At 68.0% G+C, this 17,754-nt stretch carries 20 protein-coding genes; 8 read left to right on the top strand and 12 right to left on the bottom strand.

Translation table 11 applies throughout. The features are described 5' to 3' along the window. Positions 1 to 20 precede the first annotated feature (20 nt). The gene (locus NL114_RS18485; RefSeq protein WP_254822388.1) at positions 21 to 701 is read left to right on the top strand and encodes an MBL fold metallo-hydrolase; all 681 of its coding nucleotides are present in this window, start codon (positions 21 to 23) and stop codon (positions 699 to 701) included. A gap of 10 nt (positions 702 to 711) precedes the next feature. Here the strand turns inward: NL114_RS18485 and NL114_RS18480 are convergent, their stop codons facing one another. The 3 genes from NL114_RS18480 to NL114_RS18470 form a co-directional block, all read right to left on the bottom strand. After that, positions 712 to 870, bottom strand: a complete 159-nt coding sequence (locus tag NL114_RS18480; RefSeq protein ID WP_254822387.1) for a hypothetical protein — start codon at positions 868 to 870, stop codon at positions 712 to 714. A 70-nt stretch (positions 871 to 940) separates the two neighbouring features. Then, positions 941 to 1,561, bottom strand: a complete 621-nt coding sequence (locus NL114_RS18475) for a thioredoxin family protein (RefSeq protein WP_254824747.1) — start codon at positions 1,559 to 1,561, stop codon at positions 941 to 943. A 151-nt stretch (positions 1,562 to 1,712) separates the two neighbouring features. Beyond that, on the bottom strand, positions 1,713 to 2,540 hold the full coding sequence (locus NL114_RS18470) for an SDR family oxidoreductase (RefSeq protein WP_254822386.1): 828 nt from the start codon (positions 2,538 to 2,540) through the stop codon (positions 1,713 to 1,715). Between the two features lie 133 nt (positions 2,541 to 2,673). On the opposite strand from NL114_RS18470, the gene NL114_RS18465 reads away from it, so the two are divergent. Further along, positions 2,674 to 3,540: a hypothetical protein gene (locus NL114_RS18465; RefSeq protein ID WP_254822385.1), complete on the top strand. Its 867-nt coding sequence runs from the start codon at positions 2,674 to 2,676 to the stop codon at positions 3,538 to 3,540. Positions 3,541 to 3,551: 11 nt separating this feature from the next. Here NL114_RS18465 and NL114_RS18460 read toward each other — a convergent pair whose 3' ends face one another. Then, positions 3,552 to 5,057 (bottom strand): class I adenylate-forming enzyme family protein, encoded by a 1,506-nt coding sequence (locus NL114_RS18460; RefSeq protein ID WP_254822384.1) that lies wholly within the window; start codon positions 5,055 to 5,057, stop codon positions 3,552 to 3,554. A 197-nt stretch (positions 5,058 to 5,254) separates the two neighbouring features. Between NL114_RS18460 and NL114_RS18455 the strand changes: the two genes are divergently transcribed. The 3 genes from NL114_RS18455 to NL114_RS18445 all read left to right on the top strand — a co-directional run bounded on the left by NL114_RS18455 (position 5,255) and on the right by NL114_RS18445 (position 7,153). Then, positions 5,255 to 6,391, top strand: a complete 1,137-nt coding sequence (locus tag NL114_RS18455) for an acyl-CoA dehydrogenase family protein (RefSeq protein ID WP_254822383.1) — start codon at positions 5,255 to 5,257, stop codon at positions 6,389 to 6,391. A 107-nt stretch (positions 6,392 to 6,498) separates the two neighbouring features. Continuing rightward, entirely contained in the window at positions 6,499 to 6,987 is a 489-nt protein-coding gene (locus NL114_RS18450; protein ID WP_254822382.1) for a type II toxin-antitoxin system death-on-curing family toxin, read from the top strand. A 25-nt stretch (positions 6,988 to 7,012) separates the two neighbouring features. Further along, entirely contained in the window at positions 7,013 to 7,153 is a 141-nt protein-coding gene (locus NL114_RS18445) for a hypothetical protein (RefSeq protein ID WP_254822381.1), read from the top strand. A gap of 163 nt (positions 7,154 to 7,316) precedes the next feature. Here NL114_RS18445 and NL114_RS18440 read toward each other — a convergent pair whose 3' ends face one another. Further along, positions 7,317 to 8,471 (bottom strand): acyl-CoA dehydrogenase family protein, encoded by a 1,155-nt coding sequence (locus NL114_RS18440; protein ID WP_254822380.1) that lies wholly within the window; start codon positions 8,469 to 8,471, stop codon positions 7,317 to 7,319. Positions 8,472 to 8,613: 142 nt separating this feature from the next. After that, positions 8,614 to 10,287, bottom strand: a complete 1,674-nt coding sequence (locus NL114_RS18435) for a long-chain fatty acid--CoA ligase (protein WP_254822379.1) — start codon at positions 10,285 to 10,287, stop codon at positions 8,614 to 8,616. 197 nt (positions 10,288 to 10,484) lie between these two features. Between NL114_RS18435 and NL114_RS18430 the strand changes: the two genes are divergently transcribed. After that, positions 10,485 to 11,270 (top strand): DUF6517 family protein, encoded by a 786-nt coding sequence (locus NL114_RS18430; protein WP_254822378.1) that lies wholly within the window; start codon positions 10,485 to 10,487, stop codon positions 11,268 to 11,270. Between the two features lie 54 nt (positions 11,271 to 11,324). On the opposite strand, the gene gatA is transcribed toward NL114_RS18430, so the two are convergent. Continuing rightward, the gene (gatA, locus tag NL114_RS18425; protein ID WP_254822377.1) at positions 11,325 to 12,689 is read right to left on the bottom strand and encodes an Asp-tRNA(Asn)/Glu-tRNA(Gln) amidotransferase subunit GatA; all 1,365 of its coding nucleotides are present in this window, start codon (positions 12,687 to 12,689) and stop codon (positions 11,325 to 11,327) included. After that, entirely contained in the window at positions 12,689 to 12,970 is a 282-nt protein-coding gene (gene gatC, locus NL114_RS18420) for an Asp-tRNA(Asn)/Glu-tRNA(Gln) amidotransferase subunit GatC (protein WP_254822376.1), read from the bottom strand. The genes gatA and gatC overlap by 1 nt, the downstream gene beginning before the upstream one ends. Before the next feature lie 321 nt (positions 12,971 to 13,291). On the opposite strand from gatC, the gene NL114_RS18415 reads away from it, so the two are divergent. Both NL114_RS18415 and NL114_RS18410 read left to right on the top strand, forming a co-directional pair. Continuing rightward, the gene (locus tag NL114_RS18415; protein WP_254822375.1) at positions 13,292 to 14,263 is read left to right on the top strand and encodes a transcription initiation factor IIB; all 972 of its coding nucleotides are present in this window, start codon (positions 13,292 to 13,294) and stop codon (positions 14,261 to 14,263) included. A gap of 66 nt (positions 14,264 to 14,329) precedes the next feature. Further along, the gene (locus NL114_RS18410) at positions 14,330 to 15,460 is read left to right on the top strand and encodes a glycosyltransferase (RefSeq protein WP_254822374.1); all 1,131 of its coding nucleotides are present in this window, start codon (positions 14,330 to 14,332) and stop codon (positions 15,458 to 15,460) included. A 319-nt stretch (positions 15,461 to 15,779) separates the two neighbouring features. Here NL114_RS18410 and NL114_RS18405 read toward each other — a convergent pair whose 3' ends face one another. The 4 genes from NL114_RS18405 to NL114_RS18390 form a co-directional block, all read right to left on the bottom strand. After that, positions 15,780 to 16,646 (bottom strand): carbon-nitrogen family hydrolase, encoded by an 867-nt coding sequence (locus NL114_RS18405; RefSeq protein ID WP_254822373.1) that lies wholly within the window; start codon positions 16,644 to 16,646, stop codon positions 15,780 to 15,782. After that, on the bottom strand, positions 16,643 to 17,080 hold the full coding sequence (locus NL114_RS18400; RefSeq protein ID WP_254822372.1) for an SRPBCC family protein: 438 nt from the start codon (positions 17,078 to 17,080) through the stop codon (positions 16,643 to 16,645). Before NL114_RS18400 ends, NL114_RS18405 begins: the two co-directional genes overlap by 4 nt. A 67-nt stretch (positions 17,081 to 17,147) precedes the next feature. Then, positions 17,148 to 17,372 (bottom strand): DUF7123 family protein, encoded by a 225-nt coding sequence (locus tag NL114_RS18395; RefSeq protein WP_254822371.1) that lies wholly within the window; start codon positions 17,370 to 17,372, stop codon positions 17,148 to 17,150. Positions 17,373 to 17,476: 104 nt separating this feature from the next. Further along, positions 17,477 to 17,665, bottom strand: coding sequence for a DUF7525 family protein (locus tag NL114_RS18390; RefSeq protein ID WP_254822370.1), 189 nt, complete (start codon positions 17,663 to 17,665; stop codon positions 17,477 to 17,479). Positions 17,666 to 17,754: the final 89 nt, after the last annotated feature.

The following is a 17,754-nucleotide window of genomic DNA, read 5'->3' as shown; positions in this document are numbered from 1 at the left end:
AGGCTCCCCTATCGGGACGCATGCTCCCGGACCGCGTCTACACCTTCCCGCTCACGTTCGAGCAGGGTGACCGCGAGGTCACCATCCACCCGGCGGGTATCGAAACCGCGGACGGACTCCTGCTGCTCGATGTCGGACCCGAGGAGACGCTGGGCCAGCTCGCCGACCACCTGACCGACGCCGGGTTCGACATCGACGACGTGTCGCGGGTGCTGGTCACCCATCACGACTGGGACCACGCGGCCGGGCTGGCCGCGTTGCAGGACCGCACCGTGACCACGGTCCTCGCGAGCGAGCCGGAGGCACGGGCCGTCGACGGCCGCGCGGAGACGCGCGGGTCGGGCGAGCGGTACCCGCCGGCGCGCGTGGACGTGACGTTCGAGGCCGTTCCCGAGGCGGGTGTGACGTTCCACACCGCGGCTGGCCCGGCCCGGGTCGTCCCGACACCGGGGCACACGGCGGGCCACGTCTCCGTCCATCTCCCTGACGAGCGGTTCCTGTTCGCCGCGGACGCGCTCACGGCGGACGCGAACGGCCTGCAGGGACCGAACGAGGGGTTCACCGAGGACATGGACACGGCGCTGGCGTCGGCCGAGCAGCTGGGCGGACTCGATATCGAGACGACGCACTGCTTCCACGGTGGCACCGTGGCTGCCGGGAGCGAGCGGATCAGCGAAATCGCCGCGTCTCGGACGGGCTAGAGGCACCCGCTCAGGGCCGGTTCCACTCGTAGGCCATGTACGCGAGGCCCAGCAGGAAGATACCCGCGCCCAGCGTCGTCGTCGCGGGTTCGGGGATGACGATCAGTACGAGACCGACGAGGACGAGCGCGGCGGGTTCGGCTTCGTCGAGATAGTCGGTGAGGGCCATACCTGGCTGCTCGACGCCACCGGTGAAAACGATTGCCGGTCGGTCCCACGCCGGTGGACTCGGGTGCCGCTCAGTCCCGCCACTTGATGGAGCAGCCACGCGAGGGTCGCATCTCCGCCTCCACCGGCTCCCCCGTCAGCACCGTGTCGATGATATCGCGCATCTCGAAGCCGGGTTCACCCGAGGGTTCCTCGTCGGGGCTCATCGCGTCGTCCAGCCGGCCGTGGTACTTCAGGTGCCATTCACTCCGCGGCTCCGCCGCTCCGTCGTTCGAGGCGCGTGGCGCCTCGCTGCCCTCGTGCCGGGCGAACAGGAACGGGTCCGGCGTGCAGGTCGCGCCGTACGCTTCGGCGACCGCCTGGTTCTCGTCGCGGAGGTAGGCATCGTACTGCACTTCGCCGGACTCGACGTACTCCTGCATCGCCTCGAAGGAGTCCTCGGGATACTCCTCGGCGTCGTTCGGGTTGATACCGACGACGGCCACGTCGTCGTAGTCCGCGGCGATACCGTTCAGCGCCTCGAACTTCGCCTTCGCGTACGGGCAGTGGTTGCAGGTGAACACGACGAGCAGTGCGTCGTTGTCGACGAAGCTCTCGAGCGTGTACGTCTCGCCGTCCGTGCCGGGCAGTTCGAAGTCGGGGGCGGCGTCGCCGCGCTCCAGGGCGTCCGCCTCGGATTCCATCATCACCATGTCGGCCGGGAGTTGGGCCGGGTCCGGGATGTGCGTTCCGGCGAGTGGCTCCCTGTCGCGCGATACGTGCACTGAGTGAGAGATTATCAAACTGCCACCGATTTATCTATCTTCTCTGTTCCCTTCGGGGTTTGTAGTCGGTATTATGCGACTAGTACGGCGATTGCCGCACGAGGTGCCCCCCGTCGACCTGATAGTACGAGCCCGTGACGTACGCGGACGCGCGGCTCGCGAGGAACACCGCGAGGGGCACACAGTCCTGTGCGACGCCGAAGCGGTCCGCAGCCATCTCGTCGAGCAACTGCGGTGGGAGCGCGCCGCCAGCTGCCTCCGAGACACCCTCCGTCTCGATGATGCCCGGCGCGATGGTGTTGGCGCGGATACCGTACTTCGCCCACTCGCTGGCGACGGTCTGCATCAGGTTGTGGACGCCCGCCTTCCCGGCGCCGGAGTGGCCGTGGAACGGCGCGCCGTCGACGCTGTTGGTCGCGCCCATCGCGATGATGGAGCCACCGCCGTTCTCGCGCATGTGCTCGCCGACGCTCATCGTGCAGTAGGCGGTGCCGTCGAGGATGGTCCCGACGACGGCCCGCCAGCCGTTGACGGAGAGGTCCTCGAACGGGGTGAGGAAGTTGGCGCCCGCGTTGTTGACGAGGACGGTGATGTCACCGAGTTCGTCGAGCACGGTGTCGCGCATCTCGTCGACCTTCTCCTTGTCACGGATGTCGACGGTCGTGGCGCAGGCGTTCACGCCCCGCTCCTCGATGGCCTCGGCGACGGGTTCGAGGTGGTCCATGTCGCGGCTGGCGATGGCCACGTCGGCGCCGTGGTCGGCGAACGCGAGTGCCATCTCCTCGCCGATACCCGTCCCGCCGCCGGTGATGAGGCAGGTCTCGCCCTCCATGAGGTCGTCGGCGAACACGTCGGTGGAGGGGGGAGTGGCTGGCCAACTTTCCGTGGGTTCACTGTGGTCCGACATGCCAGATTCCACCGCCGGCGGGTACAAGTAACCTCTCCCACACGGAGACGGGACGTATTTATTGGGTGGTCCGGGTCGTCGGGATACCTCCGAACGGCCCAAGACACTTGTCGGGGGCGTCGAGACGGGTCCCATGAACCGACGACGCCTGCTCGCGTGGCTCGGCAGCGCGGGCGCGCTGGGGTTCGCCGGCTGTTCGAACCAGCAGGGGCCGGCCGCCTCCGAGACCCCCCGGACCGGCACGGCTACCGGGACCGCTTCCACCACGCCCACTCGTCGACCGGCGACCGACTCGCCGACGGGCATCGACTCCCCGACCGCGACCGACGCGGAGACCGCCACGGACACGCCGACCGACACGGAGACGGACAGTCCCACGGAGACGGCAACGGAGGCCGAGACGCCGCAGGACACGGAGACCGACTCGCCGACGCCCGAGGAGGAGACGGCCACGGAGACGCCCCACGAGGGGCTCCAGTGGACCGTCTCGGTGGCCAGCGTCGACTCGGTCCCCGCCGGGTTCGAGGTCGAGATGGACGCCGAGCTCCTGCGCTCGCGGGTGACGGACACGGCGACCGCGCGCCTGCGCATCACCACGACCAACACCGGCTCGTCGCGCTCCATCTCCGTCGCCCCGGACGACTGTAGTCTCCTCAACCGCTCGAAGGGGGGGAGTGACCGGCCCGCCGGACTCTGGTTGCACGACCCCGAGAGCGCCCAGCATATCGACCGCGACGGGAACCGCTGGGAGGCCGATAGGGACGCCGACGAGCCACGGGCGTACGCCGCCTACGGCTGCCTGAAGAAGGAGTACGCCGAGGGCGAGTCCGTCGAGAACGAGTACGTCCTCTGGAGCGACTACCGCGTCGAGGGCTACATGGAGCTGGGGACCTACCGCTGGGAGGAGGAGGTGTCGGTCTCCGAGGGTGAGACACCGACCGGAACCGCCGACGAGAACTCGTTCACCTGGGGCTTCTCGCTGACCGTGGAAGACGCCTGACGGAGCGCCCTTCAGTCCAGCCGCTCGCGCAGCGCCACCTTGTCCATCTTCCGTGTCGAGGTCTTCGGCAACTCGTCGACCACGCGGAACTCCTTCGGGACCTTGTAGTCCGTCAGCGTCCCACGACAGCCGGCCTCCAGTTCGTCGGCGGTCACATCGCCGACGACGAACGCGACGATGCGCTCACCGAGGCGGTCGTCCGGCGTGCCGACGACGGCGACCTCCGCCACACCCTCGACGCCGTACAGCACCTCCTCCACCTCGCGTGGGTAGACGTTCTCCCCACCGGTGATGATCATGTCGTCGATGCGGTCCTCGACGAACAGGTGCCCGTCCTCGTCCTGCCGGGCCACGTCGCCCGACCGGAGCCACTCTTTGCCCTCGCGCTGCACGAAGGCCTGCTCGTTCTCCTCGGGCAGGTTGTAGTAGCCGGGCGTGATGGTGTCGCCGTGCCAGAGCATCTCGCCCTTCTCGTTCGTGCCGACCGGCTCCTTCGTCTCGGGGTCCTCGATGCGGACGTCGACCACCTCGCGGGCCGGCGGCCCGATACTCCCGGCCTTGTAGACGTCCTGGTCGGGTGTGTTGATGGCCGCCAGCGGCGTCGTCTCGGTCATCCCGTACCCCTCCAGCAGTTTGATGTCGAGTAGCTCCTCGGCAGCGTCGATGCGCTCTTTCGGCATCGGCGAGCCGCCGACACCGACGGTCTCCAGCGCCGAGAGGTCGTGGTCGCCGATACCCTGGTTGAGGATGTCGACGAGCATCGTCGGGATGAAGAAGGCGTACGTCACGTCGCGCTCGGCCATCGTCGACAGCGCGAGGTCGATGTCCCACTGCGGGAGGAGATGGTTCTCCGCGCCGGCGACGACGAACGGCGTCGTCGTCACGTTCAGGCCGGAGACGTGGAAACACGGACAGACCGTCAGCGCCACCTCGTCGCTCGTCCAGTTCATGGCCCCGATGAGGCCGTCCGCGTTCGCCTGCAGGTTGCCGTGGGTGTGCTTGACGCCCTTCGGCCGCCCCGTGGTCCCGGAGGTGTAGACCAGCTCCGCGAGTTCGTACGATTTGCGCGGGTGGATCTCGTATCCCGTGCCGGCGTGCTCGCCGACCAGCGACGCGTAGTCGTGGCCCCGGTCCCCCTCGGCGACGATAAGGTGTTCGAGGTCGTCCGTCTCGAACGAGGCCGCAGCGTCCTCGAACTGCCCGACGGTGACGAGTGTGGTCGCGCCTGCGTCGTCGAGGACGTACTCCACCTCCGGGCCCTCGAACCGCATGTTGATCGGGAACGGGATGGCACCGCGCTTCATCGCGCCGAAGTACGCCGCCACGAATGCGGTGCTGTTCGGGAGGTAGAGGGCCACTCTGTCCCCGGGCCCGACGCCGAGGTCGGCCAGCGCGTTCGCGAAGGCGTCGGTCTCACCGGCGAGCTCCCGATACGTCAGATCGCGCTGGACATCGGTGATGGCGATGTCGGTCGGTGCCTCCGCTGCAGCCATGTCGAGGTAGTTCGCGAAGTTCATACTCCAGCCGCGGGTGCCGGGCGCTTAGTGGTTGCGACGAGCTATCAGTTCACATGACAGGCGCGGACGTGGTCTGGAAACGGGCCCCGGCCGCTGGAATCCACCGGTGTCGACCGCCGCCGGGTGAATCAACTCTACATTAGTGTACCATTGATACAAGGACAAACACCTTCCCTCGGGCCCTCTCTGGGGGAGGTATGGTCGATTTCGGCTTGTCCGAGGAGGAACGTGCCATCAAGCAGACGGCCCGCGAGTTCGCCGAGAACGAGATCGCCCCGGTTGCCCAGCACCACGAGGAGACGGGCGAGTGGCCACGGGAGGTGTGGGAAAAGGCCGTCGACACCGGGCTCGTCGGTGGCAGCATCCCCGTCGAGTACGGCGGTGCCGGGCTCTCGCAGCTGGAGATGAGCCTGTTCATGGAGGAGATCGCCCGCGTCGACGCCGGGATGCTCGCCGCCATCGGCACCGAGTTCGGCACCCGGATGATCAAGGAGTACGGCACCGAGGAGCAGAAGGACTGGATTCTCCGTGGCGTCGCTAACGGCGACCTCATCGGCGCGCTCGGGAACACCGAACCCAACCACGGCTCCAACGCTGCCGGCATCGAGACGACCGCCGAGAAGGACGGCGACGAGTACGTCATCGACGGCGTCAAGACGTTCATCACACACGGCACCATCGCGGACTACGTCCTCACGATGTGTCGGACCGGCAACGAGGGCCACAGCGGCATCTCGGCCATCATCGTGGAGACGGACCGCGACGGCTTCGAGGTCGAGAGCGAGATCCACAAGCTGGGCTGGAACGCCTCCGAGACCGCACAACTGCGCTACGACGGGGTCCGCGTGCCGGAGGAGAACCTCGTCGGCTACGAGGACGCCGGTTTCTACCAGCTGATGGAGTTCTTCGAGGAGGAGCGCGTCGGTATCGGCGCGCAGGCGCTCGGCATCGCACAGGGCTGCCTGGAGGAGACCGTCGACTACGTCAAGGAGCGCGAGCAGTTCGACCGCGAGTTGCGGGAGTTCCAGGCCGTCCAGCACAAGGTGGCCGACATGGCGATGAAGGTCGAACTGGCGCGACGGCTCATCTACGACGCCGCCCAGCGCGTCGACGAGGGCGAGAAGCCGACGAAACTGGCGTCGATGGCGAAGCTCTACGCGAGCGAGATCGCAGAGGAAGTGGCCTCCGACGCGATTCAGCTGCACGGTGGCAATGGGTACACCACCGATTACGCCGTCTCCCGGCACTACAAGCACACGAAGATCTACCAGATCGGCGAGGGTGCCAGCGAGATCCAGCGGAACATCATCGCGAAGGAAGTGCTGGATCTATAGTGTACCTGGGTGACGCATAGGGAGCGATCTGGTCACCTCCCGTCGCTGGAGCCGGGCGATCAGCTGATGGCAAGGAATACACCGTTCCGCCCTCATGGTCGGGACGAATGGCTGACTCGGTCTGGTACCCGTCAGTCGAGGATGTCCTCAGCATCCACGACGATATCCTCTCGGAGTACCCCCAGACGGGACGCGGTGTCCAGGGCCGAGGTGACATCGAATTCGCCCTGCAGTACATCGACGGCGGGACGTTCGGAACGGCGCCCGAGACGATCCACGAGAAGGCGTTCCACCTCCTGCGCCTCCTCGTGGCCAATCATCCCTTCGTCGACGCGAACAAACGGACGGCACTCAACACGACAGTCGTGTTCTACTTCCTCAATGGGTACCGCTTCGAGTACGACGCCGGAGTCAGGTCGCTCCTCAAGCAGTTCGGAGTCGATCAGGCCGAAGTTGACGAGTCCGAAACTCTCGCGTATCTCCAGTCCCACACCGCCGAGATCGACCTTCCAGGCGAGATCGAAGCGTGGCGGGGCGACCTCGTCCAGTACGGACTGGACGAGTTGACGGGAGGATCGTCGGACCCGAACGATTAACGGGCTACGAACCGGTAAGTCGGGTATGGCGACCGAAGAGGGAGCGGACTCCGCCTCCCCGCTCGACGAGGTGATGGACGATATCCGGCGGGAACTCGTCCGACGGGTCGCGGCAGCCGACCGGGAGGAGAACCGAGACATCTACGACGCACTCGAGGACGAATAACGCGTCACTTGTCCCGCTCCGAACCTCCGTCCGACACGACTCCCGAACCTGATAGCGTCTCAGCAGTTCTCGCGCGGATGCTGGTGTCGACTACAGCCTCTGTACCGAGCATGTTCATCGTGGCAGATCGGCTCCATCTGTCTGAGCCTCTGGACCTCCCCGCCTACGACTGACTGTAGATGAGGTTCCGCTGGATCTCGTTGGCCCCCTCGTAGATGACCGGAATCCGTGCGTCCCGGTAGGTCCGCGCGATGCGTCGGTCCGTGAAGATGGAGCGCCCGCCGTGGAGCTGCATCCCCCGCTCCGAACAATCCACGGCCGCCTCCGTCGACGCGACCTTCGCCATCGACGCCCACAGGCCGGCTTTCTCGTTCTCGACGACCTTCTCGGCGGCCCGCCAGTTCAGCGACCGGGCCTGCTCGAAGGTCAGGCGCATGTCCGCGAGTGTGTGCTGGACGGCCTGGAACTCGTTGATCTGCTTGCCGAACGCGTTCCGCCCGTGGACGAACTCCCAGGCCTCCTCGACCGCGGCCGCGGCGATACCGAGCCCCTGCCCGCCGACGACGATGCGGCCGTGGTTGAAGAACTCCGCGAGCATGTAGAAGCCGGCACCCTCCTCGCCGAGGAGGTTCGTCTCGGGGATGCGGCAGTCATCGAGGACGATATGGGCCTGTTTCGAGGCGCGCATCCCCATCTTCTCGGGGATATGCTCGGCCTCGTAGCCCGGCGCGTCGGTCGGGACGATGAACATCGAGTAGTTGCCGTACCGGTTGTCGGGGTCGTCGCCGGTCTTCGCGTACAGCGTGACCCAGTCGGCCTCGACACCGTTGCCGACCCAGTACTTCTCCCCGTTCAACACCCATTCGTCGCCCTGTTTCTCGGCACTCGTCGTCATCCCGGCGAGGTCGCTCCCCGTTTCGGGCTCCGAGACCGCGAGCCCGGTGATCTGCTCGTTGCGGCCGACGGGCGCCAGGTACTCCGCCTTCTGTGCCTCCGTGCCGTACTCGGCGGTCATCTCGGCGCCGAACGAGGCCAGCTGGAGCGTGAGCCCGATGCCGGCGTCGGCGCGGTAGAACTCCTCGGCGGCCGCCAGAATCTGGTACAGGTCCCAGTCCCGGCCGCCGTACGCCTCGGGCACGTCGGCGGCCACGAGGCCGGCGTCCATGCCCGCCTCCAGCACCTCCCACGGGTAGTCGCCGCTGTCGTAGTACGCCTCGGCGTTGGGTGCGATATGTTCCTGCGCGAACTCGCGCGCCTCCGCCTTGACGTGGCGTGCGTGCTCGGGGACGAGGGACGCCTCTAGCAGGTCGAGTTCCATACAGCATTCCGTTGGCGCGCGAGCGACAAGAACCGCACGGCGGTGGGCGCCTGTCTGTTCAAGTACCCGTGACACCCGAACGGGAAACGGCACGGAACGGGGCCGCGACCGGACCTGTGCCGACAGCGCCGCGTCGCGAGACTCAGTCGTCGTCCGGGGCGGCTTCCTCGGGCGCCTCGGTCTCGTCGATGAGCGACTGCCCGGCGTACTCCTCGCGGAGGTCCTTCTTCGAGAACTTGCCCGTCGCCGTCTTGGGCACCTCGTCGATGTAGACGATGTCGTCCGGGAGCCACCACTTGGGGTAGTCCTCCCGGAGGAGGTCCATGATCTCCTCGTCCAGCGTCGACTCGTCGGCGTCCGCACCGGGCACGACGAAGGCGACAGGTCGTTCCTGCCACTTCTCGTGGGGCACGCCGATGACGGTGGCCTCGGCCACGTCGTCGTGGGCCATGATGGCGTTCTCCAGTTCGACGCTGGAGATCCACTCCCCACCGGACTTGATGACGTCCTTCGCGCGGTCGACGATCTGGAGGTAGCCGTCCGTGTCGACCGTGACGATGTCGCCGGTCTTGAGCCAGCCGTCCTCGAAGTCCTCCTCGTTGGCCTCGGGCCGCTCGAAGTACTCCTTCGTGACCCACGGCCCGCGGATCCACAGTTCGCCGAACGCCTCGCCGTCGTGGGGGACCTCCTCGCCGGAGTCGTCGACGACCTTGAACTCGACGCCCGGTACAGTGAGGCCCTGCTTGGAGCGGCGGTCGATCTGGGTATCGTATGAGGCGTCCTCGAGGTCGGACTTGAGGTGCGAGACGCTGCCCAGCGGGGACATCTCCGTCATCCCCCACGCGTGCAGCAGCGTCACGTCGTGGTCGTCGAACCAGCGGATCATCGACTCGGGGGCCGCCGACCCGCCCACGATGACCGTATCCAGCGTCGAGAGGTCGACATCGTTGTCCTGCATGTAGTCCTGCAGGCCCATCCAGACGGTGGGGACGCCGGCCGTGATGGTGACGCCCTCCTCCTCGATGAGGTGCGCGATGTCCTCCGGCTCCGGGGACGGGCCGGGGTAGACGTGTTTGGAGCCGCCCGCGGTCGCCGTGAACGGCATTCCCCAGGCGTTGACGTGGAACATCGGCACGACGGGCATGACGACGTCGTCGTCGGCCATCGGGATGCCCTGCGGCGTGAGCGAGGCCATCGTGTGGCTCCACAGCATCTTGTGGGTGTACTCGACGCCCTTCGGCATCCCCGTCGTCCCGGACGTGTAGCACATCCCGGCGGGCTGGTCCTCGTCGACGTCGGGCCAGTCGTACTCGGTGGGGTGGCCCTCGACGAAGTCCTCGTAGGCCACCACATCGACCGGGAGGTCGTCGGCACCCTCGGGGACGCCCTCGCCCATCGCGACGACCCGGTCGACGGCGTCGAACTCGCCGTCGGCGCCCTGGATGGCACCCGCCAGTTTGGGGAACAGCGAGTGGTCCACGAAGATGGTCCGGTCCTCGGCGTTCTGGACGATGAACCGGATGTGCTCGTCCGGCAGGAGCGGGTTGATGGTGTGGAGCTGGGCGCCGATGGTCGGCACCGCGAAGTAGGTCTCGAAGTGGCGGTGATGGTTCCAGCAGAACGTCGCCACCCGGTCGCCCGCCTCGATACCGGCCTCTGTCAGTGCGTGCGCGAGCTGGGCTGTGCGGTCGCCGTACTCGTCGTACGTGTAGCGCTCGATACCTTCGTGGGTGCGCGAGACGATCTCGGTGTCCTCGTACAGCGTCTCGGCGCGCCACAGGAACGGTCGCAGCGTCTGGTCGTGGCCTCCTGGCATACCGATTCGGGGTTCGCCCGGCTCCGGCTTGAAGGTTGCCGGTCTTCCACGGGGTATTTATGCCCGATCACGGTCCGCCATGACCGGACCAGCGCTCGGGAAGGTGATGGGCCGGCCGTCGGCCGGCCGTGTCACCCGGCCCCGAACCGTCATAACCAGCCAGCAAGTCCTTCCCCTCCGAGCGAGCATCCGCTGGCATGGACAGGCGCAAGTTCCTCGGCGCATCGTCGGTCGCGGCCGGGGTCGGCCTCGCCGGCTGTGGGTTCCTCGGGAAGGTGCTCGGGAAGGTCCCCCCGCCGGAGGTCGACCAGGAGAAACTGGAGGCCGGTGGATGGCGCGAGGACGAGGAGGAGTCGGGCACGGTGTTCACCCAGGAGTACGCGGCCGGGACCGTCACCGCCAGGGGCCACACCATCCGGTATCAGGACGAGGCGCTCCGCCAGGAGATCGCCGAGAAGACCCTCGGCTCGGTCACCGGGCAGCTGAGCGTCTTCTTCGCCACCCGCATCGAGTTCGACCCGGAACTCGACGACCTCCCGCTGGCCATCGGTCGGGACGAGGTGCTCCAGCGGACGAAGGAGTCGGCGAAGGCCGACTTCGAGACCGAGATGGAGGCCGACGGCCTCACCGACATCGAGGTCCTCGGGGAGTCGACGCTGGAGGTCGACTCCGGACAGACGGCCGACCTCGTCCGGTACGGTGCCATCTACCCGGTCGACGACTTCGGCTTCACCGTCACCGGCGGCGAGACCATCTCGCTGGAGGGCCAGCCCGTCCCCGTCCGCGGGTGGCTCGCCGTCTGGTACAACGACGACGTGGAGTCGACACTCGTCTCTGGGGCTGTCCACGCTGCCGAGAACTACACGGACACCATCGAGAAACAGCTGAGTTCGGCACTGGATATGACGCTGGATATCGACCTCGGGCTGACGCCCGGGGCGTACCAGGAGGAGGCGTTCGGGCTGATGCGGACCGTGAACTGAGGCGGTCGTCGGGCGACCGTCCGCCGAGTAGGGGGCGAACGGCTGTCGAGACCGTTACTCCAGTGCGCTGCCCGCGCGGATGATCGTCTCCTCGCCGAACGCCGGCCCGACGAGCTGCAGCCCGACCGGGCCGCGGTCCGTCTCGCCCGCCGGCACGGAGATAGCCGGGAGATTGGCGAGGTTCACCGGGACGGTGTTCGCGTCGGCGAGGTACATCTGGAGCGGGTCGTCCAGCGACTCGCCGAGTTCGAACGGCGGCACCGGCATCGTCGGCGAGGCCAGCACGTCGGCGTCCTCGAACGCCTCGTCGAAGTCCTGCTTCAGCCAGGCACGGGCGTCCTGGGCCTGCTTGTAGTACTTGTCGTGGTAGCCCGCTGAGAGCGCATACGTGCCCAGCAGGATGCGTCGCTTGACCTCCTCGCCGAAGCCCTCCTCGCGTGCCTTCGCGAACGTCTCGTTCCAGTCGCCGTCGTAGCCGCCGGACTGGCCGTAGCGGACGCCGTCGAAGCGCGCGAGGTTCGAGGACGCCTCGCTCATCGCGATGACGTAGTAGGCCTGCACGGCCGTCTCGACCGAGGGCAGGGAGACCTCGTGGACGGTCGCGCCCGCCGCGCGGAGGTCGTCCAGCGCGGCCTCGAAGTTCTCTACGACGGCCTCGTCGGCCCCCTCGACGAGGTTCGTGACGACACCGACCGAGAGGCCCTCCACGTCGCCGTCGGCAGCATCGGCGTACGTCGTCGCGGCCGCAGGATGCTGCCCGTCGTACTCGTCCGCGAGGTCGTCACGGGTGTCGTGCCGGGTCGTGGCGTCGCGCTCGTCCGGTCCGGCGATGGCGTCGAGCACGGTCGCCGCGCCCTCGACATCGCGGGCGATGGGGCCGATCTGCTCCAGCGAGTTCGCGTACGCGACGAGGCCGTAGCGCGAGACCAGCCCGTAGGTCGGCTTGATGCCGACGACGCCGCAGAACGCGGCCGGGCAGCGGATGGAACCGCCCGTGTCGCTCCCGAGCGCGTAGTCGGCCTGGCCGGCGGCGACGGCCGCAGCAGAGCCCCCCGACGAGCCGCCGGGGACGCGCCCGGGTGCGGCCGGGTTGTCGGTGGGACCGAACGCGCTCGTCTCGGTCGTGGTGCCCATCCCGAACTCGTCCATGTTCGTCTTGCCGACGATGGTCGCACCCGCGTCCTTCAGGCGCTCGACGACCGTCGCGTCGTACGGCGGGACGTAGTCGGCCAGCATCGCCGAGCCGCAGGTCGTCCGCATGCCGTCCGTGGAGATGTTGTCCTTGACCGCGACCGTGGCACCGGCGAGCGGGCCGTCGTCGGCCCCTTCCACTCGCTCGACGGTGAGGAAGGCGCCGTGCTCGTCGTCGAAGTCGTCCGCGACGAGGCGCCCCTCGCCGGGGGAGTCCTGCGCCGCCATCATCCCACCCGCGGCCCCTTGAAGCGACCGTCCTCTGACTCGGGGGCGTTCTGGAGGGCCTCCTCCTGGGTGAGTCCCTCGTGCACCTCGTCGGCGCGGAAGACGTTCACGAGGTCGGCCTCGCGGTCCGTCTCCGGCACGTCGTCGAGGGCGTCGAAGTACGCGAGGATGTCGCCGAACTGCTCGGCGAACCGCTCGACCTCGTCGTCCTCGAGGTCGACGCGGGCCAGCCCCGCGACGTGGCGGACCTCCTCGGGGTCGACGGCGTCCGTATCGCTCATGCCTGGGCATGCGATTGACCCGGCACTAAGGGTTTCGACTCCACGGCCCGCCAGTTCCGAGGACCTTCCGTGAACGCGGCCGGTTGCTCGGCGCCCCTCGATAGCAGATATCCGACCCGGTGTTCGTCGGGTTGGTCTGTCTCTGGGGCGACATCCGTTCGGAATAGTGATACTTCTCCGACGAGGGGATTCGAGATGAATTTGGGCCTCTTCCGCGACCGTGCGGTGTGTTTCCGCCCGAGAATTTAAGTCGGCTCGGCCCCAACGTGATAACGAGTAGGGAGCTTCTTATCTCCATCCCTATCCCGGCCCAGCACACCAATGACAGACACGAGTGTCAGACGCTTTCAACGGGAGAACGAGGAAACAGCCGAGCGCGAGGACGAGGCAGCCGACGAACTGACCTGCCCCGAGTGTGGTGGTGACGTCGCCACCGACACGGAGCACGGGGAGGTCGTCTGCCAGGACTGCGGCCTCGTGGTCGACGAGGACAACATCGACCGCGGGCCCGAGTGGCGCGCGTTCGACGCCAGCGAGCGCGACGAGAAGAGCCGCGTCGGCGCCCCGACGACCAACATGATGCACGACAAGGGGCTCTCGACCAACATCGGCTGGCAGGACAAGGACGCCTACGGCAACAGCCTGTCCAGCCGCCAGCGGCAGAAGATGCAGCGGCTCCGCACCTGGAACGAGCGGTTCCGCACGCGCGACTCCAAGGAGCGCAACCTCAAGCAGGCCCTCGGGGAAATCGACCGGATGGCCTCGGCGCTCGGACTCCCGGACAACGTCCGCGAGACCGCCTCGGTCATCTACCGGCGCGCGCTCGACGAGAACCTCCTCCCCGGCCGCTCCATCGAGGGGGTCTCCACCAGCGCGCTGTACGCCGCCGCCCGCCAGGCGGGCACGCCGCGCTCGCTCGACGAAATCACGCAGGTCTCCCGAGTCGAGAAGGACGAGATCGCCCGCACCTATCGCTACGTGGTCCGGGAGCTGAAGCTGGAGATCCAGCCGGCGGACCCGGAGAGCTACGTGCCCCGGTTCGCCTCCGACCTCGACCTGAGCGACGAGGCCGAGCGCCGGGCCCGCGAACTGCTCCAGTCCGCGAAGGAGGCCGGTATCCACTCCGGGAAGTCCCCAGTCGGACTCGCCGCGGCCGCGGTGTACGCCGCGTCGCTGCTCTGCAACGAGAAGGTCACGCAGAGCGAGGTCAGCGAGGTGGCGAACATCTCCGAGGTCACCATCCGCAACCGGTACCACGAACTGCTCGAGGCCGAGGACGGCCTCGCGGCCTGAACACTCCTCTCCAGCGGCGACCGGGAACCCGAACGGATTAAACGGGGCCCCGTCAACCGTCGGGCGATGGCGGTACCGACGGTCGCGGCGTTCACCGACACGTACCTGCCGACCGTGAACGGCGTCACCTACACCGTGAGCACGTGGCGCGAGCGGTGGGGCAGTCGTGGCGGTCGCATGCACGTCGTCTATCCCGACGCCGCGGACCACCAGCCAGCGTCGACCGAACACCCCGTCAGGAGCGTCGCGTTCCCCTACTACGAGGGGTTCCGCGTCGGTGTTCCGGGCGTACCCACGGCCGTCGAGCGTGACGATGTGGATATCGTCCACGCGCACACGCCCTTCCTCCTCGGCCTGGGCGGCGCCCGCTTCGCCCGGAACGAGAGCCTCCCGCTGGTCGCGTCCTACCACACGCCCACGGCCGAGTACGCGGACTACATCACCGACGGCCGGCTGGCCGACGCCGTCGAGCGCGTCGCCCGGCGCTACGAGCGCTGGTATCTCGACCGGACCGACACCGTGGTCGTCCCCTCCGAACCGGCCCGCGAGCACCTCACCGATATCGGCGTCTCGGCGCGGATCGAGGTGGTGCCCAACGGCGTCGACGTCGACCGGTTCCGGCCGGTCGACACCGACGCGTTCCGTACCCGTCACGACCTCGACGACGGGTACCTGCTCGGGTACACCGGCCGCCACGGCTACGAGAAGGACCTCGATGTCATCCTGGATGCCGTCGACGGGTTCCGCATCGACGGTGAGCGACCCACGGTCGTGTTCGGTGGTGACGGACCCGCCCGGCAGGGCCTGATGGCCCGTGCGGAGACCATCGACGCCGACGTGCGCTTCCTCGGTTTCCTCGACCGCGAGGAACTGGCGGCGTTCTACACCTCGCTCGATGCCTTCCTCTTCCCGAGCCCGGTCGAGACGCAGGGGCTGGTCGCGCTGGAGGCCAACGCCTGCGGGACCCCGGTCGTCGGCGTCGATAGCGGCGCGCTGGCAGAGACGGTCGACGAGGGCGAAACCGGGTTCCACTTCGAGCCCGGGGACGTGGACTCCTTCCGGGAGGCCATCCGGTGGACCATCGCGGACCGCGACACCCTCTCCCGGACCTGCCTCGACCGGCGCGACGCTATCAGCGTCGAACACGCGGTGGACACGCTCGATGAGCTCTACCGGGACACGCTGGACCGGCACTGACGGCGGGAGCTACCTGTCAGGGCGGACGATAGCATCAGTCAGCCCACGCTGTGTGTCGACAGGAGCGGCCGCTGGAACAGATGTGAACGGAAGAGGCGAGGGGGAGTGGGGCCGGTGGATGATGCGTCGGGGGCCGGGCGACCCGACGCGTTGTGGCGGGCGCGTTGTTGTTGTCGCCCTCACGACGAGAAAAGCGTCGTTTGGGCATCTGGTCGTTGCTCCCCGTTGTATATAAAATCTCGCTTCGGTGATGGGCGGTTCGGCCCCCGATTTCCGACGTGTCGGCCAGTCGTCGGACGCGTGTCGGGTGCGGGACGGCTCAGTTCGGGTGGCGCCGGTCCTGGAGCGCCGGGAACTCGTCGCGAACCTCGCGGACGCGCTCGGGGTCGACCTCGGCAGTGACGAGCGCGGGCTCCTCGCCCGAGGACGCCAGCGGCGTGCCCCACGGGTCGTACACCGTCGAGCGCCCCACGAGCCGGTCGTCGCCGAACTCGGCGCTCCCGTTGGCGGCCGCCACGTAGCAGAGGTTCTCTACCGCCCGGGTTCGCGGGAGCAGCTGCCAGTGCTCGACGCGCGGGTACGGCCACGCGCTCGGGACCGCGACGAGGTCGACACCCCGGTCGACGAGGTCGCGATACAGCTCCGGGAACCGGAGGTCGTAGCACGTCGTCATCCCGACGGTGAGGCCGCCGAGGTCCGCGACGCCGAGCGACTCGCCCGGCGTCAGTAGGTCCTGCTCGGCTGAGCCGTAGCCGAACAGGTGGTGTTTCCGGTAGATTGCTCGGCGCTCGCCCGTACGGTCGAACAGGACGGCGGTATTGGCGTAGCCGTCCGTCTCGGGGACTGCAGCGTCCGTTTCGGCGGCCGTCGCCGCGAGGTCCTCGACGAACGTCCCCGCGAGCACGGCGCAGTCGTGGTCGGCGGCGACCGCCGCCATCCGGGTCATCGTCTCGCCCGCCAGGGACTCCGCGGTGCGGGCGTACGAGTCGAACGCGAAGTAGCCGACGGTGAACATCTCCGGCAGGACGACGAGGTCGCTGCCGCGGTCGGCCGCACGCTCGATGGCCGCGACGGCGCGCTCGACGTTGCCGTCGACGTCCGCACCCTCGAGCGAGACTTGTGCGCACGTCACCGTCCAGGTGTCGGTGTCAGCGTCGCCCACCCCGGCGTCGGTGCGTGGGCTCATGGTCCCGGCGCCAGCCCGAGGTCGGCGCGGATGGCCGCCTCCAGGTTCTGGAGTTCCCCGTCCAGCTTCCCCTTGAAGTAGCGCTCGACGCCGGGCACCTTGCCGTCGACGACGAAGCGATTGATGAGCCGTGTTCCCCCGTCGTCGGTCGGTTCGAGGGTGTGCTCCCCCTGCACGTTCATCGCCTTCGACCGGCCGACGAACTCGACGTAGGACGGCTCGTCGACGCGGGTGTCCTCGGTCTCGACGGCGATGGTCCGGTCGGTGTACGGGATGGGGAGCGCGACGTGCCAGATGGCGGTGTGGTCGCCGGTCACCTCGAACTCCTCGACGACGCTGATGGGCTCGGCCCGCTTGCGCGGGTCGGCGATGAAGGCCCACACGTCGGCCGGCGGCGCCGCGAGGTCGAAGGTACGCTCGACGCGGACGGTCATACGGTCATGTCGGGCCGTCGGTAGAAAAGCGGGACGGTACGACGGCCGTGGGTGGTCAGCCGGGTCGTCACTCGGGGGTGACGCGCCACGTGGTCGAGCGCGCCCGGCCCCACTTCTCGATGTCGACGTCCTCGGACTCCTCGGCGAGGCGTGGGAGTCTCGCACCGACCTGCTTGGCGGTCAGTCCGACCTTCGTGGCGATGTTCTTCGCCCGGAAGTAGCGCTCGCCCCCGGAGACGCTGTCGCGCAGATAGGACAGGATGCGCTCGTCCTCCTCGCTCATCTCGCTCATGGGAACACGTAGGCGCGGGACGGACTTAACGGTTGTCGGTTCGTGTCATACGTTCCGGATATCGGGAGGCAGGATGCGTGCTGCCGGGAGTTGTCCTGGGACGTTCAGCTGTAGACGTGAACGGCGGCGACCGCAAGTGCCCCGCCGAGCATCGCGACGGCGAAGGCGATTCCCGAGCCGAGCTGGTCGTGGGCGATGGCCGTGAGGAACATGCCGAGCGCCGCGACGAGGCCGAGCGCGACGAAGAGGACACTCAGCCCCACGGACTTGTCGGACGTGGCCGTAGATTCCATACCCGAGCGTCCGTCGGGGCCCACTTGAGACTGCCGTTTCGCCCGACCGGGCGTGGCGGCCGGTATAACGGCCCTGTGATGTCCGGCAG

The organism is Haloglomus halophilum (assembly GCF_024298885.1).
GTDB lineage: Archaea > Halobacteriota > Halobacteria > Halobacteriales > Haloarculaceae > Haloglomus > Haloglomus halophilum.
The sequence above is the reverse complement of the archived record's forward strand: the minus strand, read 5'-3'. Positions and strand labels throughout refer to the sequence as shown.

Coding starts and splice junctions, on each gene's coding strand:
- NL114_RS18485 (WP_254822388.1), top strand. CDS start 21: ATGCTCCCGGACCGCGTCTACACCTTCCCGCTCACGTTCGAGCAGGGT.
- NL114_RS18480 (WP_254822387.1), bottom strand. CDS start 870: ATGGCCCTCACCGACTATCTCGACGAAGCCGAACCCGCCGCGCTCGTC.
- NL114_RS18475 (WP_254824747.1), bottom strand. CDS start 1,561: ATGGTGATGATGGAATCCGAGGCGGACGCCCTGGAGCGCGGCGACGCC.
- NL114_RS18470 (WP_254822386.1), bottom strand. CDS start 2,540: ATGTCGGACCACAGTGAACCCACGGAAAGTTGGCCAGCCACTCCCCCC.
- NL114_RS18465 (WP_254822385.1), top strand. CDS start 2,674: ATGAACCGACGACGCCTGCTCGCGTGGCTCGGCAGCGCGGGCGCGCTG.
- NL114_RS18460 (WP_254822384.1), bottom strand. CDS start 5,057: ATGAACTTCGCGAACTACCTCGACATGGCTGCAGCGGAGGCACCGACC.
- NL114_RS18455 (WP_254822383.1), top strand. CDS start 5,255: ATGGTCGATTTCGGCTTGTCCGAGGAGGAACGTGCCATCAAGCAGACG.
- NL114_RS18450 (WP_254822382.1), top strand. CDS start 6,499: ATGGCTGACTCGGTCTGGTACCCGTCAGTCGAGGATGTCCTCAGCATC.
- NL114_RS18445 (WP_254822381.1), top strand. CDS start 7,013: ATGGCGACCGAAGAGGGAGCGGACTCCGCCTCCCCGCTCGACGAGGTG.
- NL114_RS18440 (WP_254822380.1), bottom strand. CDS start 8,471: ATGGAACTCGACCTGCTAGAGGCGTCCCTCGTCCCCGAGCACGCACGC.
- NL114_RS18435 (WP_254822379.1), bottom strand. CDS start 10,287: ATGCCAGGAGGCCACGACCAGACGCTGCGACCGTTCCTGTGGCGCGCC.
- NL114_RS18430 (WP_254822378.1), top strand. CDS start 10,485: ATGGACAGGCGCAAGTTCCTCGGCGCATCGTCGGTCGCGGCCGGGGTC.
- gatA (WP_254822377.1), bottom strand. CDS start 12,689: ATGGCGGCGCAGGACTCCCCCGGCGAGGGGCGCCTCGTCGCGGACGAC.
- gatC (WP_254822376.1), bottom strand. CDS start 12,970: ATGAGCGATACGGACGCCGTCGACCCCGAGGAGGTCCGCCACGTCGCG.
- NL114_RS18415 (WP_254822375.1), top strand. CDS start 13,292: ATGACAGACACGAGTGTCAGACGCTTTCAACGGGAGAACGAGGAAACA.
- NL114_RS18410 (WP_254822374.1), top strand. CDS start 14,330: ATGGCGGTACCGACGGTCGCGGCGTTCACCGACACGTACCTGCCGACC.
- NL114_RS18405 (WP_254822373.1), bottom strand. CDS start 16,646: ATGAGCCCACGCACCGACGCCGGGGTGGGCGACGCTGACACCGACACC.
- NL114_RS18400 (WP_254822372.1), bottom strand. CDS start 17,080: ATGACCGTCCGCGTCGAGCGTACCTTCGACCTCGCGGCGCCGCCGGCC.
- NL114_RS18395 (WP_254822371.1), bottom strand. CDS start 17,372: ATGAGCGAGATGAGCGAGGAGGACGAGCGCATCCTGTCCTATCTGCGC.
- NL114_RS18390 (WP_254822370.1), bottom strand. CDS start 17,665: ATGGAATCTACGGCCACGTCCGACAAGTCCGTGGGGCTGAGTGTCCTC.